This window comes from Cellulomonas chengniuliangii (genome assembly GCF_024508335.1).
GTDB lineage: Bacteria > Actinomycetota > Actinomycetes > Actinomycetales > Cellulomonadaceae > Cellulomonas_A > Cellulomonas_A chengniuliangii.
This window is the reverse complement of the sequence record NZ_CP101988.1, coordinates 3,236,125-3,253,218: the sequence shown is the minus strand read 5'-3', so window position 1 is coordinate 3,253,218 and position 17,094 is coordinate 3,236,125. Positions and strand designations below refer to the sequence as shown.

The window sequence follows — 17,094 nt, the reverse complement described above, 5'->3', positions numbered from 1 at the left end:
ACCCCTCGCGTGCCCGGTCGGCGGTCGCCCGGCGGGAGATGGCAGGGTTACGAGCATGGACGTCAGAATCTTCACCGAACCGCAGCAGGGCGCGTCCTACGCGGACCTGCTGGCCGTCGCCACCGCCACCGAGGACCTCGGCTTCGACGGCTTCTTCCGCTCCGACCACTACCTGCGGATGGGGGAGGGCGACGGCCTGCCCGGCCCCACCGACGCGTGGACGACGCTGGCCGGCCTCGCGCGGGACACCCGGCGGATCCGGCTCGGCACCCTCGTCTCGCCGGTCACCTTCCGGCCGCCGGGCATCCTGGCCATCCAGGTGGCGCAGGTCGACGAGATGTCGGGCGGGCGCGTGGAGCTGGGCCTCGGCGCCGGCTGGTTCGAGGCCGAGCACACCGCGTACGGCATCCCGTACCCGGAGAAGCGGATCGGGCGGCTCGAGGAGCAGCTCGAGGTCGTCACTGGGCTGTGGGGGACGCCGGTGGGCGAGCGGTACTCCCACGCTGGGCAGCACTACACGCTCACCGACTCGCCGGCGCTGCCGAAGCCGGTCCAGGCCTCCCCGCTCGACCCGGCGCGCGCGGGGGTGCCGATCATCGTTGGCGGCCACGGGCCCAAGCGCACCCCGGCCATGGCGGCCCGGTACGCGGCCGAGTTCAACCTGGCGTTCCCGGAGCTGGCGGACGTCGAGCCCAAGCTCGAGCGGGTGCGCGCGGCGTGCCGCGACATCGGCCGGGACCCGGCCTCGCTCGTGATGTCGGTGGCCCTGGTGTCGTGCGTCGGGCGTGACGACGCGGAGGTCGACCGCCGGGCGGCGGCGATCGGCCGTGACCCGATCGAGGTCCGCTCGGTGGGCCTGGCGGGCACCCCGTCCGCCGTCGTGGACCGGATCGGGGCGCTCGCAGAACTGGGCGTCTCGCGCGTGTACTTCCAGGTCCTGGACCTGCACGACCTCGACCAGCTCGAGCTCATCGCGCACGAGGTGCTGCCCCAGCTCGGCTGACCTCTCCGCGGTGTGAACGCAGCCCTTCCTGGCGAGCCGGGGAGGGCTGCGTCGTCTGCGCCCGCGCAGACCTCGACCGCCTGGTAGGTCTCGAATGCCAAGATTCTCATGGGATGACTGCAGATCAGGGGCGATGTCCGGCTTGTGGGCCTGTGACCTGCGAAGACGCCGCTGATTTCACCCCGCGTCACCGGCTTGGCCGCGCCGCCGCACGTGTGAGGCATACCGTGCAGGACTAGACAAGTCGCCCATCGCTGTTACGTTCTGTCTGTACCCACCAGGGGCGATGTGTCGCATTTGTGCCGCAAGCACAGGGCGCTGTCTCCCCAGGTGACCTCGGTCGCCAACGTCGCCGCCGCACTCGGTGACGGGTCCCTGACCCGCCGCCTCCGCATCGGCCCGACGTGGGGAGACCACATGGCAGCAACGACGTTCGACCGGCTCCTGACAGAGCCGCGCGCCACCGACGTGCCGCAGAGCCGTCCCGTCCGCACGCCGGAGAACGAGGCCGCCCACTCGCCGTCGTTCATGCTGCTGGTGGCAATGGCGTGCGCGGGGGTCATCCTCTACGCGTACTTCCTGCTCAACCCCGCCAACCGCGGTGACTGGCTGCCCTGGTCGATGGTCATGCTCGCCGAGGCGGTCCTGGTCACCCACGCGCTGCTGTCGCTCTGGACGATGCTGTCCAGCGGGCACAACCCCCGCGGCTTCGCCTTCCACCACGCCCAGGACTCGCTGTACGACACCGCGCGCATCCTGCGGACCGGCGCCGAGTCCACGCCGAACCAATGGACGATGCACCTCAACGGGCGCCCCGTGGGCATCGACGTGTTCATCACCACCTACGGCGAGGACCTGGCCACCATCCGCCGCACCGTCACCGCGGCACTGGCCATGCACGGCGAGCACATCACCTGGGTGCTCGACGACGGCCGCTCCGACGAGGTGCGCGACCTCGCCGCCGAGCTCGGCGCCCGGTACGTGCGCCGGCTCAGCAAGAACGGCGCCAAGGCCGGGAACGTCAACCACGCGCTGACCATCACGCGCGGCGAGTTCTTCGTCATCTTCGACGCCGACTTCGTGCCCGAGCCGGAGTTCCTGCACGAGACCGTGCCGTTCTTCGCGACGGCGGACGTCGCGTTCGTGCAGACCCCGCAGACCTACGGCAACCTGCACAACCTCATCTCCCGCGGCGCCGGGTACATGCAGGCCGTCTTCTACCGGTACATCCAGCCGGGCCGGAACAAGTTCAACTCGGCGTTCTGCGTCGGCACCAACGTCATCTTCCGGCGCACCGCCATCCTCGACGTGGGCGGCATGTACTCGGACTCCAAGTCGGAGGACGTGTGGACGTCGCTGCGGCTGCACGAGGCGGGCTGGCGCTCGATCTACATCCCGATGGCGCTCGCCGTGGGGGACACCCCCGAGACGATCGAGGCCTACACCAAGCAGCAGCTGCGCTGGGCGACCGGTGGGTTCGAGATCATGTTCACCCACAACCCGCTGTCCAAGAAGCGCAACCTCAACCTCGACCAGCGGCTGCAGTACTGGGTCACGTCCACGCACTACCTGACGGGCATCGCGCCCCTGCTGCTGCTGCTCGTGCCGCCGCTGCAGGTGTACTTCGGCCTGACCCCCATGCAGCTGCACATGTCGCCGCTCACCTGGGCGCTGGCCTACGCGGGCTTCTACGTCATGCAGATCGTGGTGGCGTTCTACACGCTCGGGTCGTTCCGCTGGGAGACGCTGATGCTGGCCACAGTGTCGTTCCCGATCTACGTCCGCGCCCTCGTCAACGCGTTCTTCCGCCGCGAGCAGCAGTGGCACGTCACCGGCAGCCTGGGCCGGGCCGCCTCCCCGTTCAACTTCATGATGCCGCAGGTGCTGTTCTTCGTGTTCCTGCTGCTGACGTCCGTGGTGGGCGCGTGGAAGGACTTCGGCAACGGGTCCCTCTCGCTGGCCCTCGCGTGGAACGTCACCAACACCCTGATCCTCGGCGCCTTCGTCGTGACCGCCGCGCGTGAGCAGCGCCAGTCGCGCCGGGACGCCGTTCTGACCTCCGGAGGTGCCGCATGACCTGGAGCAACCGCCTACGCCTGACCCTCGGGCTCGTCGTCGTCGTGGCCCTGACCGGGGCGTTCACCTACCAGCTCAACGAGCGCAAGGGCCGGGCAGGCAGCTCGTCCGCGCAGATCGCCGCTCTGACCTACCACGTCGGCTCCCCATACGCCGGGCTGGTCGTCGACCAGCTCGTGGAGCCTGGCGACGTCGTCGCGGAGGGCGACGCGCTGTTCGTCATCGACAGCGCGGCCCTGCGGCACGACACCGAGATCGGCTTCGCGCCCACCGAGACGGCGGCGAGCGCCGTCGACGCGGAGGGCCGGCTGGTGGTCAAGGCCACCGGGCCCGGCACGATCGTGAGCCTCAAGGCCGAGCGGGGCACCTTCGTCGAGGCCATCGGCGACCTGGCCGTCGTGGAGAAGGCCGACAGCCTCTACGTGCAGGCCGAGTACACGCTGACCGCCAAGGACTACGCCCGCGTCGAGGACTCGGCCGTGGTCACCATCATCCTGCCCAACCAGCAGCGCATCGCCGGGCACGTGGACGAGGTCTCCGTGCAGACCGTCGCGAGCCAGGCGCAGGCAGTGGTCAAGGTGCGCAGCGACGAGCTCGTCAAGGGCGACGCGAACGGGCTGGTCGCCGCAGGCACCCCCGTCACCGCGGAACTCGCGCTGCGCAACGACGGCGTGGTCACCCAGGCCGTCGAGGCCGTCAAGGAGTACCTGCGCGAGGTGGGCCTGTGATGGACCGCCGCCGTGGGCTCACGACGGCGATCGCGGTGACGGCCGCCGGTGCCGTGGTCGTGACCGCCGCCATGGTGTTCAGCGGCTCGAAGGACGGCGCCACCGACGCCCTCGACGGAGGGGTGCACGTGGACGGCTCCGACCAGCCCGGCCCGCCGGACGCCACCCTGCCGACGGTCGACCCCGCCGCCCTGGTTGCCGGCGTCCAGCACGCCGACGCCGCGCGGCTCGACCCGGCGCGCCTGGCCGACGGCCTCACGCCGCCCACCAACCGCTGGTTCAGCGGCCTCGTGTTCGGCGAGCAGCCGCAGCCGGTCTTCCCACTGCCGACCTCCTTCGCCCTGACCGCGTCTGGCTTCGACATCGGCCTGCCGCAGCCCGAGACGAGCGAGCGGCTCATCATCGGCGGGCACGTCCCCGACGTGAGCGTCGACGTCGGCGCGAGCCACGCGCGCGTCAGCGCCTACGACGCGGTCACCGTCACGATCGAGCTGCTCGACGACGCCGACCGCGTCCTGGGCCGGGTCGTCCTCGCGCAGGGCTCCCCGTTCATCTCCTACACCGCCGTCGCCGAGTCGACACTCACCCTCGGCGCAGCCTTCACCGCGGCCTCTGATGGCCTGGCCTCGAGCACCGCCCGCGGGGCCGAGTGGATGCTCAGCGCGCCGAACGGCGCCCTGGCCAGCACGAGCCTGCGGCTCAGCGCGGGACAGGCCGCCACCTGGTTCCCCGTCCCCGACGACCTGCCGTCCGGCGGCCTCGAGACCCTGGCGCTCGCGGCCGTGGACCCGGTGGTGGGCTCGGAGGTCACGTACGGCGTGGGCGACGGGATCGCGCGCACCACGATCGGGTACCGCACCGCGGACGGCGGGCCGACGGCGCACGCGCTCATGCCGCACCACCGGCAGGGCGAGCAGCCGGCCAGAGGAGCGTGCAACCTCGGCACGTACCCGAGCGTCTACGGCGTCCTCGAGCTGTGCGCGGGATCCCGGCTCACGTCGTGGGCGCCGGTGGTGGAGACGGCCGCCGAGCTGGACCTGGGCGCCGTGCCCGACGACCGTCGCACCGCGATCATCGAGCAGATCGCCGCCGATGTCGCCAGCACGCCGCCGTTCCCCTCCGACACCTACTTCGGGGGCAAGTCGCTGTACCGCGCGGCCACGCTGGTGACCCTGGGCAGCCAGCTCGGCGCCGCGGACGTCGTGGCGCCGCTCCGGGAGAAGACCCTGACGGCGCTGCGCGAGTGGGCGGAGCCGGACGGCTGCGCCCGCCGCGACGCCCGGTGCTTCGTATACGACGAGAAGGCGCGGGGCGTCGTCGGCCTCACCCCCTCCTTCGGGTCGGAGGAGTTCAACGACCACCACTTCCACTACGGGTACTTCCTGGCCACGGCCGGACTGCTTGCCGCGGAGGACCCTGCCCTCGCCGCGGAGCTGGCGCCTGTGCTGGACCTGCTCGCGCAGGACGTCGCCGCGGCCGAGGGGACCGAGTGGTTCCCGCAGCTGCGTGCCTTCGACGTCTACGCCGGCCACGCGTGGGCCTCCGGCCCGTCGCCGTTCGCGGACGGCAACAACCAGGAGTCGAGCTCGGAGGCGGTGACCGCCTGGAACGGGCTGGGCCTGTGGGCGGCCGCGTCCGGGCAGGACGACCTCGGCGTGCAGGCCACCTGGCTGGCCTCGACCGAGGCGGCGTCGACCCGCGCCTACTGGACCTCCCTGGATCTGGACGACCCGGTGTACGAGGGCTTCGACCACCAGGTGATGGCGCTCAACTGGGGCGGGAAGCGGGACTACGCCACGTGGTTCAGCCCTGACCCGGCCGCGATGCTCGCCATCCAGCTCATCCCCATGAGCCCGGTCGCGGGCTACCTGGTGCAGGGCGACGCGGACGCCGCCGCCCGGGCCGATCGGATCACCGCGCAGGTGGCCGAGGCGACGCCCGCCGGGTTCGACGTGAAGTTCGGGGACTACCTGCTGATGTACCTGGCCATGGCCGGCGAGGAACACGCCGAGGAGGCCTGGCAGGTGGCCGGGGAGGTCTCCGAGACGGCCATCGACGACGGGAGCTCGCGCGCCTACCTGTTGGCGTTCGTCGCGTCGGCGGCGTCGGGGAAGGGTCCCGGCTCGGGCGGCTGACGGGCCGTGCGCAGGAGGCCGCGCGCCGTGCTGGCCAGGAGCACCACCAGCAGCACGTTGCGCACCACCAGCGCGAGCGTGCCCAGTGGCAGGCCCAGCAGCACGTCGTTGTAGCGCAGCGGGTACACGACCTGGGTGAGCACCGCCAGGCCGAGCACCCACCACGCGGCCCGTCGCCAGCGCGGCAGTCCCAGACTGAGCGCCACGGCGACGGGCGGCGCGAGCCACCCGATGAACTGCGGTGAGCCCACCTTGTTGAGCACGATGAGCAAGGTCGTCACGAGCAGTGCGCCGCGCAGCACGAACTCCTCGGAGCTCGCCCACCGCCTCTCGGGGTGGCCGCGCAGGTGGGCCCACCACAGCAGGACGACCGCCGCGGCCAGCCCGAGCGGTAGCAGCGCGCCGAGCGCGTCCGCCGCCAGGGCCGTCCCGGGGGCGCTGACCTCCCAGGTGATCAGCTCGACGTTGAGGTAGCGGCTCACCGCGGGGGAGAACAGCCCGACGAGCACCCACGGGGTCGCGCCCACCGACTCGATCTGCAGGCCACGGGAGCCCTGTTGGGTGAGGAAGCTGGTCAGGTGCTCGAGCCCGCCGCCCAGCGCCACCGCCCCCGCCACCACCGCGCACACCAGGGCCGCGGGCAGCACCACGTCGCGCCACGGCCGTCGCACCGCCAGGACCAGCGGCAGCAGGATCGCGCCGGGCGCCACCTTGATCCACGCGCCCGCGGTCAGCAGCGCCGATGCGACCCGGGGGCGCCGGGCCGCCACCAGCAGTGCGACGACCACCACTGGCGCCACGATCGGGTCGAGTCGGCCGACCGCCACCGGCCCCAGGCCGGCGATGAACGCCAGCCACCACCAGGCTCCGCGCACCGGGTCCACCGGCGGAGGCGAGCCGTCCGCGGTGCGGGCCCGCAGCAGCGCCGCGATGGCCAGCCCGTCGAGCGCCGTGACCAGGAGCACCCAGGCCACCTGATAGCCCCAGGTGCTGGTCGTGGTGACCAGGGCGGCCACGGCCATGGGAGCGAGCGCGCCGGCCGGGTACACCCAGTCGCCCGACAGCACCGGCCAGGCGCCCTGCTCGAAGCCCGCCTGCATCCACTGCCGGTAGAGCTCCACGTCGTTGAAGAACGAGCGCCCTTGCAGCGCGGTCCCCGCGAACGCGACCCAGGCGTGCACCACGACGAACGCGGTCCACAGCGCCGCACGGGAGCGCAGCAGACGACGGCCGGTGCTCAGCGGAACCTCCGTGTGGATCATGACGGCGCAAACAATGCGATAAAACGCGAAAAGCCGCGGTGCTCGATCATGCCAGCACGCGGGTCCGGCGCGGGTGGAACGACGCATGGGCATTCACGTCGGGTCGCTACTCTCTGGACGGGTCGCGGCCAGAGGCCGAGGGGGCTGATCCGACCACACAACTGAAGGAGTCCCGTTCGTGAGCAGTCTCGGTTGGCGTGTGCACGGCGATGGGCGCACGGTCCGCCCGGGCGAGGTCGTCTCGCCCGACGAGCGACTGACGTGGCCGCGCACCATCGGCATCGGGATGCAGCACGTCGTGGCGATGTTCGGCTCCACGTTCCTGGTGCCGATCATCACGGGCCTGTCGCCCGCGACGACGCTGTTCTTCTCGGCGATCGGCACCGTCCTCTTCCTGGTCATCACAGGCAACAAGCTGCCCAGCTACCTCGGGTCGAGCTTCGCCTTCATCGCGCCCATCACAGCGGCCACCGCCTCCGGCGGGGAGTCCGTGGCGCTCGGCGGGGTGGTCGTCACCGGCCTCCTGCTCGCGGCCATCGGCCTGGTGGTGCACGTCGCGGGGGCGCACTGGATCGAGAAGGTGATGCCGCCGGTGGTCACCGGCTCGATCGTGGCGCTCATCGGGCTCAACCTGGCCCCGGTGGCCTGGGGCACCTGCAACCAGTCCGTGGTGGACGGCGAGATCGTCGAGACCTGCACCAGCGGCTTCCGCGCGGCGCCCATCACGGCGCTGGTCACACTGTTCGCGATCATCCTGACCACGGTGCTGTTCCGCGGAATCCTGGGCCGCCTCGCGATCCTCGTCGGCGTGATCATCGGCTACGCGGTGGCGACGCTGCGCGGCGAGGTCGACTTCACCACCGTGCAGGACGCCTCCTGGTTCGGCCTGCCCAGGTTCGTCACGCCCACGTTCGACCTGGCGGTCATGGGACTCTTCGTGCCCGTGGTGCTCGTCCTCATCGCCGAGAACGTCGGCCACGTGAAGTCGGTCTCCGCGATGACGGGCAAGGACCTCGACCCGCTGACCGGGCGCGCCCTGCTCGCCGACGGCCTCGCGACCACCCTCGCCGGTGTCGGCGGCGGCTCCGGCACCACGACCTACGCCGAGAACATCGGCGTCATGGCCGCCACCCGGATCTACTCGACGGCCGCCTACTGGGTGGCCGCGGCCACGGCGTTGCTGCTGAGCATGTCGCCCAAGTTCGGCGCGCTGATCGCCACGATCCCCGCGGGGGTGCTCGGCGGCGCCACGACCGTGCTCTACGGGATGATCGGCATCCTCGGCGCGCGGATCTGGGTGCAGAACAAGGTCGACTTCTCCAACCCGGTGAACCTCACCACGGCCGCTGTCGCGCTCATCGTCGGCATCGCCAACTACACCTGGGTGGCGGGGGACATCACATTCGAGGGCATCGCGCTCGGCTCCGCCGCCGCGATCGGCGTCTACCACCTGATGAACGGGCTGGCCCGCTGGCGCGGCACCACCCAGGAGGCGGCGAGCCCGGCCTCGGTGCCGAACGGCTCCGAGCTCGAGGGCCGAGCGTCCCAGCAGTAGGAGGACCTGACACGAGGGCCGGCGCAAGGCTCCTCGCACACAAGAACGGCCGGGCCGCCCACGGGCGACCCGGCCGTTCTACGTCTATGCCTGCTGCGGCAAGGGCTACCCGCCCTCGACCACGACCTCGCCCTCGACGGGCGCCTCTTCGCCGGCGCCGTCCTCGGCCGCAGGGTCGGACGTCGGCTCGACGGAGGGCGCCGGCACGGGGGCGACCTCGTCGATGGGCCGGCAGCCCACGACGCCGACCAGCTCCGCCGCGGGGTCGAGGACGACCTCGTCGGGCGCGAGCAGCGAGTTGAAGCGCTCACCGACGATCAGGTCGACGGTGGCGTCCTGGCGGTCGTCAAGCACCATCACCGGGTTCTCCAGGTGAGCGGCGACGGTGTACGCGGCCGCAACGCCCGAGGCGCCGAAGGACAACCGGGACGCGTCGCCCAGCCGGAGCGTGGCGTTCGTGATGTTGCCGACCACGAAGCCTCGCTCGCCGAGCTCCGTCGCGGTGCTCTGGGCCAGCCCGCCGGCGGTCGAGCCGTTGTAGACGTTCACGGTCACCGCGCCGGCGGCCACGGGCATGGCCCCGGAGGGCGGGCACGGCACGATCGAGCCGAGGCCCTTCGTGGGTGTCGCGGTGCTGAACTCACGGGCCAGGAACGGCAGGTCCACAGCACCCGAGTACACGGCGGCGGAGCCGATGCCCGCCACGGCGAGCCCTGCCAGGAGCAGGCCGAAGATCCCCGCCTGGCGCTCGTGCATGCGGCGCCGGCGCAGGTCGCGGGCGCGATCGGGATCGGGTTCGGTGCTCATCGCGTCGCTTCGCTCACGGGGTGGTCTCGCTCACTGGGTGGTCTCGCCGCTCACCGTGGCGTGGCCGCCTGCGGTGGACTCGTCCGTCGGGGTGGGGCCGTCGACCGCAGCCGTCGTGGCGGCAGCGTTCTCGCCGGTCGCAGGGGCGCCGCCCGTCGGGTCCTCCCGCGCGGGGGTCGCCTCGATCACGAGCACCCGGGCGTGCAGGATCGGGCGCTGGTGCAGGGCGGCCCGCACCGCGCGGTGCAGTCCGTCCTCCAGGTACATCACACCCCTCCACTGCACCACATGCGCGAAGAGGTCGCCGTAGAAGGTCGAGTCCTCCGACAGCAGGTTGTCGAGGTTCAGGGTGCCCTTGGTCGTCACCAGCTCGTCGAGCCGCACCTGGCGTGGCGGGACCTCGGACCACTGCTTGGGCGTCACGAGCCCGTGGTCCGGATAGGGCCTGCCGTCTCCCACCGCCTTGAAGATCACGGGCGCGAGTCTAGGCGCAGGGTCCGCGCGGGCGAGCCTGCCACGCAGATCGGTGCGTGGCTCACCCCAGATGGGTGCAGAAGGCACACCACCGGAGGGGCCCTGTCACGCGGCGATGATGTCACCCGGGCGTCACGGCGTCGTCACTTCGGGCGCCGTCGGTGGCGCCGGCCGCGTGCCGGGGCGCGGCCGGCCCATCGCCGACGCGCGGTCGCGCTCGTCCCGTGATCTGCTCGATCTGCGCCGCGCGATGAGGTGCGGCGCCAGGGGGGAGGGTGCCGTGAAGGCGATGGCGAGCCACCGAGTCAGCCTGCTGGGAGGGTTCCGGCTCATAGTGGACGGCAGGGAGGTCGACACGCCCGCGACGACGCAGCGGATGGTCGCGGCGCTCGCGCTGCGGGGGCGCAGCAGCCGCGGACGGCTCGCGGGGATGCTCTGGGCAGGGGCCGCCGAGGCCAGGGCGCTGGCCAGCCTGCGCACCGCGATCTGGCGGGCGAACCAGCTGGCGCCGGGCCTGATCGGCGCGGCCCACGACTGCGTGGTGCTCGGCCCCGACGTGGACGTCGACGTCACCCGGATGGTCGAGCTCGCCCACACGGTCATGGCGGGCCCCTCCAGCGGTGCGAGGGCGTCGGGCGAACAGCGGCCCGCGAGGTCCGGCCCCGTCGACGAGCCCGTGCCGTATATCGAGGGCGACCTGCTGCCCGGGTGGGACGACGCCTGGCTCGCCGGGGACCGGGAGCGGCTGCGCCAGCTCCGGCTGCACGTGCTCGAGGCGCGGGCGGTGCAGCTGGCCCGCTGCGGGCGGTTCGGGCTGGCCCTCGAGGCAGCGCTCAGCGCGGTCCGCGCAGACCCACTGCGGGAGAGCGCGCACCGCACCGTCATCCGCATCCACCTGGCCGAGGGCAACGTGGCCGAGGCGATGCAGGCCTACGCCGAGTGCGCGGGCGTCCTGCGCCGACGGGTGGGCGTGGCTCCGTCGTTGCAGACGCGCCAGCTCGTGGCAGCCCTCGCGGGGCGCCGCCCATCGGTCACCATGGGGACGTGACTCTTCGACTCGACGTGCCCGCGCTGCCCGGCAGGGTGGGGCAGTTGGCCGCGGCGCGGCCCGGCGCCCGTGTGATGGTGGGCATCGTGGGCCCGCCGGGCGCGGGCAAGTCCACCGTGGCCGAGCGGCTCGCCGCGCAGATCGGGCGGCAGGCGCGGGTGCTGCCCATGGACGGGTTCCACCTCGCGCAGCGGGAGCTCGACCGGCTGGGCAGGGCCGATCGCAAGGGGGCGCCCGACACGTTCGACGTCGACGGGTACGTCAGCGCGTTGGCCCGGGTGCGCGCGGACACCCCGGGCACGGTGTACGCGCCCGCCTTCGAGCGCTCGATCGAGGAGCCGATCGCGTGCGCGCTGCCGTTCGGCCCGGACGTGCGGGTGGTGCTGACGGAGGGCAATTACCTGCTGCATGACGCGGGTGGCTGGGAGCAGGTGAGGCCGCTGCTCGACGAGTGCTGGTACCTGGACGTGGACGACGCGGTGCGGGTGCGGCGGCTGGTGGACCGGCACGTCCGCTACGGGCGTCCCGAGGCCGCGGCGCGGGCCTGGGTCGACCAGGTCGACGAGCGCAACACGGCGCTGGTCGCGCGCGGAAGGGCCCGGGCGGACGCGCTCGTCGCGCTCGACTGAGCCGGGGGCTGGACGACAGAGCGGCCGCACCCCCGACGCCGGGGGTGCGGCCGCTCACGCCTGCATGGCCGGGAGGCGCCGCTCAGGCGGTCGCGCGGGCCACGTACGCGTCGATCTCGGCGAGGTAGCCGGCCTTCGCCTCGTCGTCGAGCCACGAGGCCTCGAACGAGTTCTTCGCGAGGCGCACCACGTCGTCGAGGCTCAGCCCGGCCTTCTCCACGAGCGCGTCGTAGTTCCCGGCGACGTAAGCGCCGAAGTACGCGGGGTCGTCGGAGTTGATCATGATCTTCACGCCGTCGTGCAGCAGCTGGACGATCTCGTCAGCCTTCATGTCGCTGGTGACGAAGCTGTTCGACACGGGGCACGAGGTGAGCCCGATGCCGCGCTCGCGCACGACGTCCACCAGGGACGGGTCCTCGACGATGTTGGTCCCGTGGTCGATGCGGTCGACGCCGATCTCCTCGATGACCTGGCGGATGTGCTCGATCGAGCCGACCTGGTCGATGTCGCAGTGCATCGTCAGCTTGAGGCCCAGCTCGCGGGCGCGGGTGAACGTGTCGGCGAACTTGCGCGGCGGGTTGTCGCGCTCGTCGGAGTCGAGGCCCACGCCGACGATGAGGTCGAGGAACGGGACGGCCTCCTCGAAGGTCTGCGCGGCCGACTCGGCGCTCATGTCGCGCAAGAAGCAGAGGATCAGCGAGGAGGAGATGCCGAGCTCGGCGCGGGCGTCGACCGTGGCGCGGTGGTAGCCGTTGACCACGTCGGCGAACGGGACGCCGCGGGAGGTGTGGGCCTGCGGGTCGAAGAACATCTCGGCGTGCCGCACGCCCTGGTCTGCGGCGCGGCGCAGGTACGCGGTGGCCAGGTCGTAGAAGTCCTGCTCGGTGCGCAGCACCTCCATCGCCGGGTAGTACACGGCGAGGAAGCTCGCGAGGTCGTTGAACTCGTACGTGGCCTGGACCTCGGCGACGGTCTTCTGGTCCAGCTCGATGCCGTTGCGCTGGGCGAGGGCCAGCTTGAGGTCCGGCTCGAGGGTGCCCTCGAGGTGCAGGTGCAGCTCGGCCTTGGGCAGGCCTGCGATGAACGCCGAGGTGGGGGCGATGTCGGTGGGCATGGCAGAGGTCCGTTTCCCTCGAGGAGCGTGGTTCGTGGGGGACGCTATCAGGACGTCGACCTGTGACCGTCGTCACACTCGGCGTAGCCTCGGTGCCATGCCGACGGCCTCATCGGACCCTGTGGACAAGCTCGACGACGCCGTGGCCCCGCGGGCCCAGGAGCCGGTCGGCGACCCCGCCCGCGACGGGGCCCGCGACCCGGCCCGGGCGGACCCGCGCGCGGTGGTGCGCGGGCCGGGCTACCGGTTCACGGTGCTCACCAGCCGCCTCATCCGGATGGAGCGCAGCGAGGACGGCGTGTTCATCGACGCCCCCACCCAGCTGGTGCGCTCGCGCCGGTTCGACGTCCCGCAGATCACCGTCGCGGAGTCCGAGGACGGCATCGACATCTGGACCGAGCACCTGCACGTCCGCTACGACCGGGGGCCGTTCACCGCCGCCGGGCTGTCCGTCTCGATGCGGACCCGCGCGCAGAGCACCCACCGCACCCGGTGGAGCTACGGCGACCCGGCGCGGCACGGCGACGGCCGCCCGTCGAACCTGGGCGGCACCGCGCGCACGCTCGACGACGTGGACGGCGCCATCGAGCTCGAGCCCGGCCTGCTGTCCGTGCACGGCTTCGCGGTGGTCGACGACTCGCGCTCGCTGCTGCTGACCGACGACGGCTGGGTCGCCCCCCGGCCGCCGGGCGCCGGGCAGGACCTGTACTTCTTCGGCTACGGCCGCGACTACCAGGACGCGCTGCGCGACTTCTTCGCGCTGACGGGCCCCAGCCCGCTGCTGCCCCGCTGGGCGCTGGGCAACTGGTGGAGCCGGTTCCACCGGTACACGGCCGACGAGTTCCTGGCGTTGATGGACCGCTTCCGGGCGGCCGGCATCCCGTTCTCCGTGGCTGTGCTCGACATGGACTGGCACCTGGTCGACATCGACCCGGCCCTGGGCAGCGGGTGGACCGGCTACACCTGGGACCGCGGGCTCTTCCCGGACCCGGCCGCGTTCCTCGCCGAGCTGCACGCGCGGAACCTGCGCGTCACGCTCAACGTGCACCCGGCCGACGGGGTGCGCCGGCACGAGGCCGCCTACCCGGACATGGCCCGCGAGCTCGGGCTGGACCCCGAGAGCGGGCTCGAGATCGCGTTCGACATCTCCTCCCGGGAGTTCGTCGAGGCGTACCTGCGCCACCTCCACCACCCGCACGAGGAGATCGGCGTCGACTTCTGGTGGATCGACTGGCAGTCCGGAACCAGCGCGCGCGTCCCCGGCCTCGACCCGCTGTGGATGCTCAACCACGTGCACCACCGCGACTCGGGCCGCGACGGTCGCCGCCCCATCACGTTCTCCCGGTACGCGGGGCTGGGCAGCCACCGCTACCCGGTCGGGTTCTCCGGCGACACGGTCGTCACCTGGGACTCCCTGGACTTCCAGCCGTACTTCACCGCGACCGCGTCCAACGTCGGCTACTTCTGGTGGAGCCACGACATCGGCGGGCACCTGGGCGGGGTCAAGGACGACGAGCTCGCGACGCGCTGGTTCCAGCTCGGGGTGTTCTCCCCGATCAACCGGCTGCACTCGACGGCCAGCCCGTTCAACTCCAAGGAGCCGTGGCGGTTCGGGCTGCAGGCCGAGCAGGTGATGACGCGGTTCCTGCGGCTACGGCACCAGCTCGTGCCGTACCTGTACTCCGCGATGTGGGCCGCGCACACCGACGGCGTCGCGCCCATCCGGCCGATGTACCACGACCACCCGTGGGCGCCCGAGGCGTACGAGTCGCCCAACCAGTACATGTTCGGCCCCGACCTGCTGGTCGCGCCGATCACCACCCCGGCCGATCGCGCCACGCACCTGGGCCGGGTCGACGCCTGGCTCCCCGAGGGCGCCTGGTACGACGTGTTCACCGGGCGCCGCTACGACGGCGGGCGTCGGGTCGAGCTGCACCGCACGCTCGAGCAGATGCCGGTGCTGGCCCGGGCGGGCGCCGTGCTGCCCTTGGCCGCCGATCCGATGGCCGACACCGGGACGCGTCCCGAGGCCCTCGTGCTGCGCATCCTGCCGGGGGCCGACGGGCGCACGGTGCTCGTCGAGGATGACGGGCAGGGCGACCCGCGCCCGGAGGACCGGCAGCTCACCACGTTCACGCTGCGCTGGTCGGAGCACGGGCCCGACGCCGACGGCGTGGTGCGCGCCGACGCCGTCCTGGCGATCGAGCCGCCCGTCGGGCCGGGGGCCGGCATCGCGCGGACGCTCACGCTCGACGTGGTCGGCGTCGACGAGGTGCGGCGGGTCGGCGTGGGCGGGCGCACCCTGACGGTCGCCGACGTGGGGCTCGTGACGGACGCCGCGCACAGCACCATCCCCGAGGCCAGGCGGGGCGATGGGCCGGCCGCTGGCCAGGGGGTGCTGCGCGTGCGCCTCGGCACGCTCGACCTGGCCGACGGGGTCGAGGTGCACCTCGAGGGGCTGCGCCACCGCGGGCCGGACGTGCACGGCGACGTCTTCCGGCTCCTGGACGAGGCGGAGATCGCCTTCGACACCAAGTCGCTGGTCATGGAACTCGTCGAGCGGATGTCCGGCGCCGCGCTGGTCGCCTCCCTACACGGGCTCGACCTGCCCGGGAACCTCTACGGCGCCATCCTCGAGGTCGTGGCCGCCGCGCGGTAGAGCGGCGGCGGTCGGCCGCCGCGGTGCCGCAGTGCCGCAGTGCCGCAGCGCCGTCAGTGGCCGGCGCCGAGGTTGCCCGTCAGGCGGCGGTGCCGGTCGGCGGAGGGGGCGTCGAGCCCGATGATCTCCACCCGCTTGCCGCGGGCGGCGTACTTGGTGGTGATCGCGTCGAGGGTGGCGACGGTGGACGCGTCCCAGACCTGCGCCCCGGACAGGTCGATGACCACCCGGTCCGGGTCGCCCGCGTAGTCGAACTGGTAGACGAGGTCGTTCGAGGACGCGAAGAACAGCGCCCCCGTGACGACGTAGGCGCAGCCGTCCTCGGTGGCGGTCCGGGTCACCTGGGTGAGGTGGGCGACGCGGCGCGCGAACAGCACCGTCGCGACCAGCACCCCGGCGATGACGCCGATGGCCAGGTTGTGGGTGGCCACGACCACCGCGACGGTCGTCACCATCACCGCCGTCTCGCTGAGCGGCATCCGGCGCAGCGTGGACGGGCGGATCGAGTGCCAGTCGAACGTCGCCACGGAGACCATGACCATCACCGCGACGAGCGCGGCCATCGGGATCAGGCCCACCACGTCGCCCAGCCCCACCACGAGCGCGAGCAGGAACACCCCGGCCAGGAACGTGGAGATCCGGGTCCGCGCGCCGGAGACCTTCACGTTGATCATCGTCTGGCCGATCATCGCGCAGCCGCCCATGCCGCCGAAGAACCCCGTGATGATGTTGGCCGCGCCCTGCCCCCACGCCTCCCGGCTCTTGTTCGAGTGGGTGTCGGTGACGTCGTCGACCAACTTCGCGGTCATCAGCGACTCGAGGAGGCCCACCAGCGCCATGGCCAACGCGTACGGCGCGATGATCCGCAGGGTCTCGACGGTGAGCGGCACCTGCGGCATCAGCAGCGTGGGCAGCGACTGCGGCAGCTCGCCCTGATCGCCGACCGTCGGCACCACCAGGCCGGCCGCCACCGTGACCACGGTGAGCAGCACGATGGCCACCAGCGCCGCGGGGACTGCCGTGGTGAGGCGGGGCAGCAGCGCGATGATCGCGATGCCGGCCGCCACCAGCGCGTACACCGTCCACGGGACGTCCCGGAGGTACGGCAGCTGCGACAGCACCACCAGGATGGCCAGCGCGTTGACGAAGCCGATCATCACCGAGCGGGGGATGAACCGCAGCAGCCGGGCCACCCCCAGCAGCCCCATGGCCACCTGCACCACGCCCGCGAGGATCACCGTGGCGATCAGGTAGTCCACCCCGTGCTCGCGCACCACGGGCGCCACCACCAGCGCGACGGCGCCCGTGGCGGCCGAGATCATCGCCGGGCGCCCGCCCAGGAAGGCGATCGACACGGCCATGGTGAACGACGCGAAGATGCCGAGCCGCGGGTCGACGCCCGCGATGATCGAGAAGGACAACGCCTCCGGGATCAGCGCGAGCGCCACCACGAGGCCGCCGAGCACCTCCGTGCGCAGCCGCTTCCCCGATCGCAGCGCGCCCAGCACGGAGTGGGTCTGGTCCGCCTCCGGGACGGCGGGGGTCGACGAGTGCTCGCGCAGCGCGGTGTCCATCCGGCGGTGTGTCCATCCATCAGCAGGCGC

General features: G+C 72.4%; 12 protein-coding genes and 1 pseudogene. 8 read left to right on the top strand and 5 right to left on the bottom strand.

Going from position 1 to position 17,094, the window contains the following annotated elements:
* Positions 1-55: 55 nt before the first annotated feature.
* From NP064_RS15095 to NP064_RS15080, 4 genes are all read left to right on the top strand, one after another.
* Positions 56-1,003 (top strand): LLM class F420-dependent oxidoreductase, encoded by a 948-nt coding sequence (locus NP064_RS15095; protein ID WP_227570038.1) that lies wholly within the window; start codon positions 56-58, stop codon positions 1,001-1,003.
* Positions 1,004-1,420: 417 nt separating this feature from the next.
* Positions 1,421-3,079, top strand: a complete 1,659-nt coding sequence (locus NP064_RS15090) for a glycosyltransferase family 2 protein (protein WP_227570039.1) — start codon at positions 1,421-1,423, stop codon at positions 3,077-3,079.
* Positions 3,076-3,807 (top strand): HlyD family secretion protein, encoded by a 732-nt coding sequence (locus NP064_RS15085; RefSeq protein ID WP_227570040.1) that lies wholly within the window; start codon positions 3,076-3,078, stop codon positions 3,805-3,807. Before NP064_RS15090 ends, NP064_RS15085 begins: the two co-directional genes overlap by 4 nt.
* A complete protein-coding gene (locus NP064_RS15080) occupies positions 3,807-5,942 on the top strand; it encodes a glycosyl hydrolase (RefSeq protein ID WP_227570041.1) in 2,136 nt (711 codons plus the stop codon). The genes NP064_RS15085 and NP064_RS15080 overlap by 1 nt, the downstream gene beginning before the upstream one ends.
* Here NP064_RS15080 and NP064_RS15075 read toward each other — a convergent pair.
* Complete coding sequence (locus NP064_RS15075; RefSeq protein WP_227570042.1) at positions 5,882-7,204, bottom strand: glycosyltransferase 87 family protein; 1,323 nt, start codon at positions 7,202-7,204, stop codon at positions 5,882-5,884. The two genes, NP064_RS15080 and NP064_RS15075, sit on opposite strands and share 61 nt — an antisense overlap.
* A gap of 178 nt (positions 7,205-7,382) precedes the next feature.
* Between NP064_RS15075 and NP064_RS15070 the strand changes: the two genes are divergently transcribed.
* Positions 7,383-8,759: a uracil-xanthine permease family protein gene (locus NP064_RS15070; protein ID WP_227570043.1), complete on the top strand. Its 1,377-nt coding sequence runs from the start codon at positions 7,383-7,385 to the stop codon at positions 8,757-8,759.
* Between the two features lie 105 nt (positions 8,760-8,864).
* Here NP064_RS15070 and NP064_RS15065 read toward each other — a convergent pair whose 3' ends face one another.
* A complete protein-coding gene (locus NP064_RS15065; RefSeq protein ID WP_227570044.1) occupies positions 8,865-9,566 on the bottom strand; it encodes a LytR C-terminal domain-containing protein in 702 nt (233 codons plus the stop codon).
* 180 nt (positions 9,567-9,746) lie between these two features.
* A pseudogene (locus tag NP064_RS15060) lies at positions 9,747-10,040 on the bottom strand (type II toxin-antitoxin system VapB family antitoxin); the annotation flags it as partial.
* Positions 10,041-10,329: 289 nt separating this feature from the next.
* Here NP064_RS15060 and NP064_RS15055 point away from each other — a divergent pair.
* Positions 10,330-11,088 (top strand): AfsR/SARP family transcriptional regulator, encoded by a 759-nt coding sequence (locus tag NP064_RS15055; RefSeq protein WP_227570045.1) that lies wholly within the window; start codon positions 10,330-10,332, stop codon positions 11,086-11,088.
* Complete coding sequence (locus NP064_RS15050; RefSeq protein WP_227570046.1) at positions 11,085-11,717, top strand: nucleoside/nucleotide kinase family protein; 633 nt, start codon at positions 11,085-11,087, stop codon at positions 11,715-11,717. The genes NP064_RS15055 and NP064_RS15050 overlap by 4 nt, the downstream gene beginning before the upstream one ends.
* A gap of 82 nt (positions 11,718-11,799) precedes the next feature.
* On the opposite strand, the gene add is transcribed toward NP064_RS15050, so the two are convergent.
* Positions 11,800-12,831: an adenosine deaminase gene (add, locus tag NP064_RS15045; protein ID WP_256813661.1), complete on the bottom strand. Its 1,032-nt coding sequence runs from the start codon at positions 12,829-12,831 to the stop codon at positions 11,800-11,802.
* A 97-nt stretch (positions 12,832-12,928) separates the two neighbouring features.
* Here add and NP064_RS15040 point away from each other — a divergent pair, with 97 nt between their 5' ends.
* Positions 12,929-15,490, top strand: a complete 2,562-nt coding sequence (locus NP064_RS15040) for a glycoside hydrolase family 31 protein (RefSeq protein ID WP_227570047.1) — start codon at positions 12,929-12,931, stop codon at positions 15,488-15,490.
* Positions 15,491-15,543: 53 nt separating this feature from the next.
* On the opposite strand, the gene NP064_RS15035 is transcribed toward NP064_RS15040, so the two are convergent.
* Complete coding sequence (locus NP064_RS15035; protein WP_227570048.1) at positions 15,544-17,064, bottom strand: SulP family inorganic anion transporter; 1,521 nt, start codon at positions 17,062-17,064, stop codon at positions 15,544-15,546.
* Positions 17,065-17,094: the final 30 nt, after the last annotated feature.

Excerpts from the sequence above, each read along its gene's own strand:
- NP064_RS15095 (WP_227570038.1), top strand. The coding sequence starts at position 56 with ATGGACGTCAGAATCTTCACCGAACCGCAGCAGGGCGCGTCCTACGCG.
- NP064_RS15035 (WP_227570048.1), bottom strand. The coding sequence starts at position 17,064 with ATGGACACCGCGCTGCGCGAGCACTCGTCGACCCCCGCCGTCCCGGAG.
- NP064_RS15075 (WP_227570042.1), bottom strand. The coding sequence starts at position 7,204 with ATGATCCACACGGAGGTTCCGCTGAGCACCGGCCGTCGTCTGCTGCGC.
- NP064_RS15040 (WP_227570047.1), top strand. The coding sequence starts at position 12,929 with ATGCCGACGGCCTCATCGGACCCTGTGGACAAGCTCGACGACGCCGTG.
- NP064_RS15065 (WP_227570044.1), bottom strand. The coding sequence starts at position 9,566 with ATGAGCACCGAACCCGATCCCGATCGCGCCCGCGACCTGCGCCGGCGC.
- NP064_RS15085 (WP_227570040.1), top strand. The coding sequence starts at position 3,076 with ATGACCTGGAGCAACCGCCTACGCCTGACCCTCGGGCTCGTCGTCGTC.
- NP064_RS15090 (WP_227570039.1), top strand. The coding sequence starts at position 1,421 with ATGGCAGCAACGACGTTCGACCGGCTCCTGACAGAGCCGCGCGCCACC.
- NP064_RS15080 (WP_227570041.1), top strand. The coding sequence starts at position 3,807 with ATGGACCGCCGCCGTGGGCTCACGACGGCGATCGCGGTGACGGCCGCC.
- add (WP_256813661.1), bottom strand. The coding sequence starts at position 12,831 with ATGCCCACCGACATCGCCCCCACCTCGGCGTTCATCGCAGGCCTGCCC.
- NP064_RS15055 (WP_227570045.1), top strand. The coding sequence starts at position 10,330 with ATGGCGAGCCACCGAGTCAGCCTGCTGGGAGGGTTCCGGCTCATAGTG.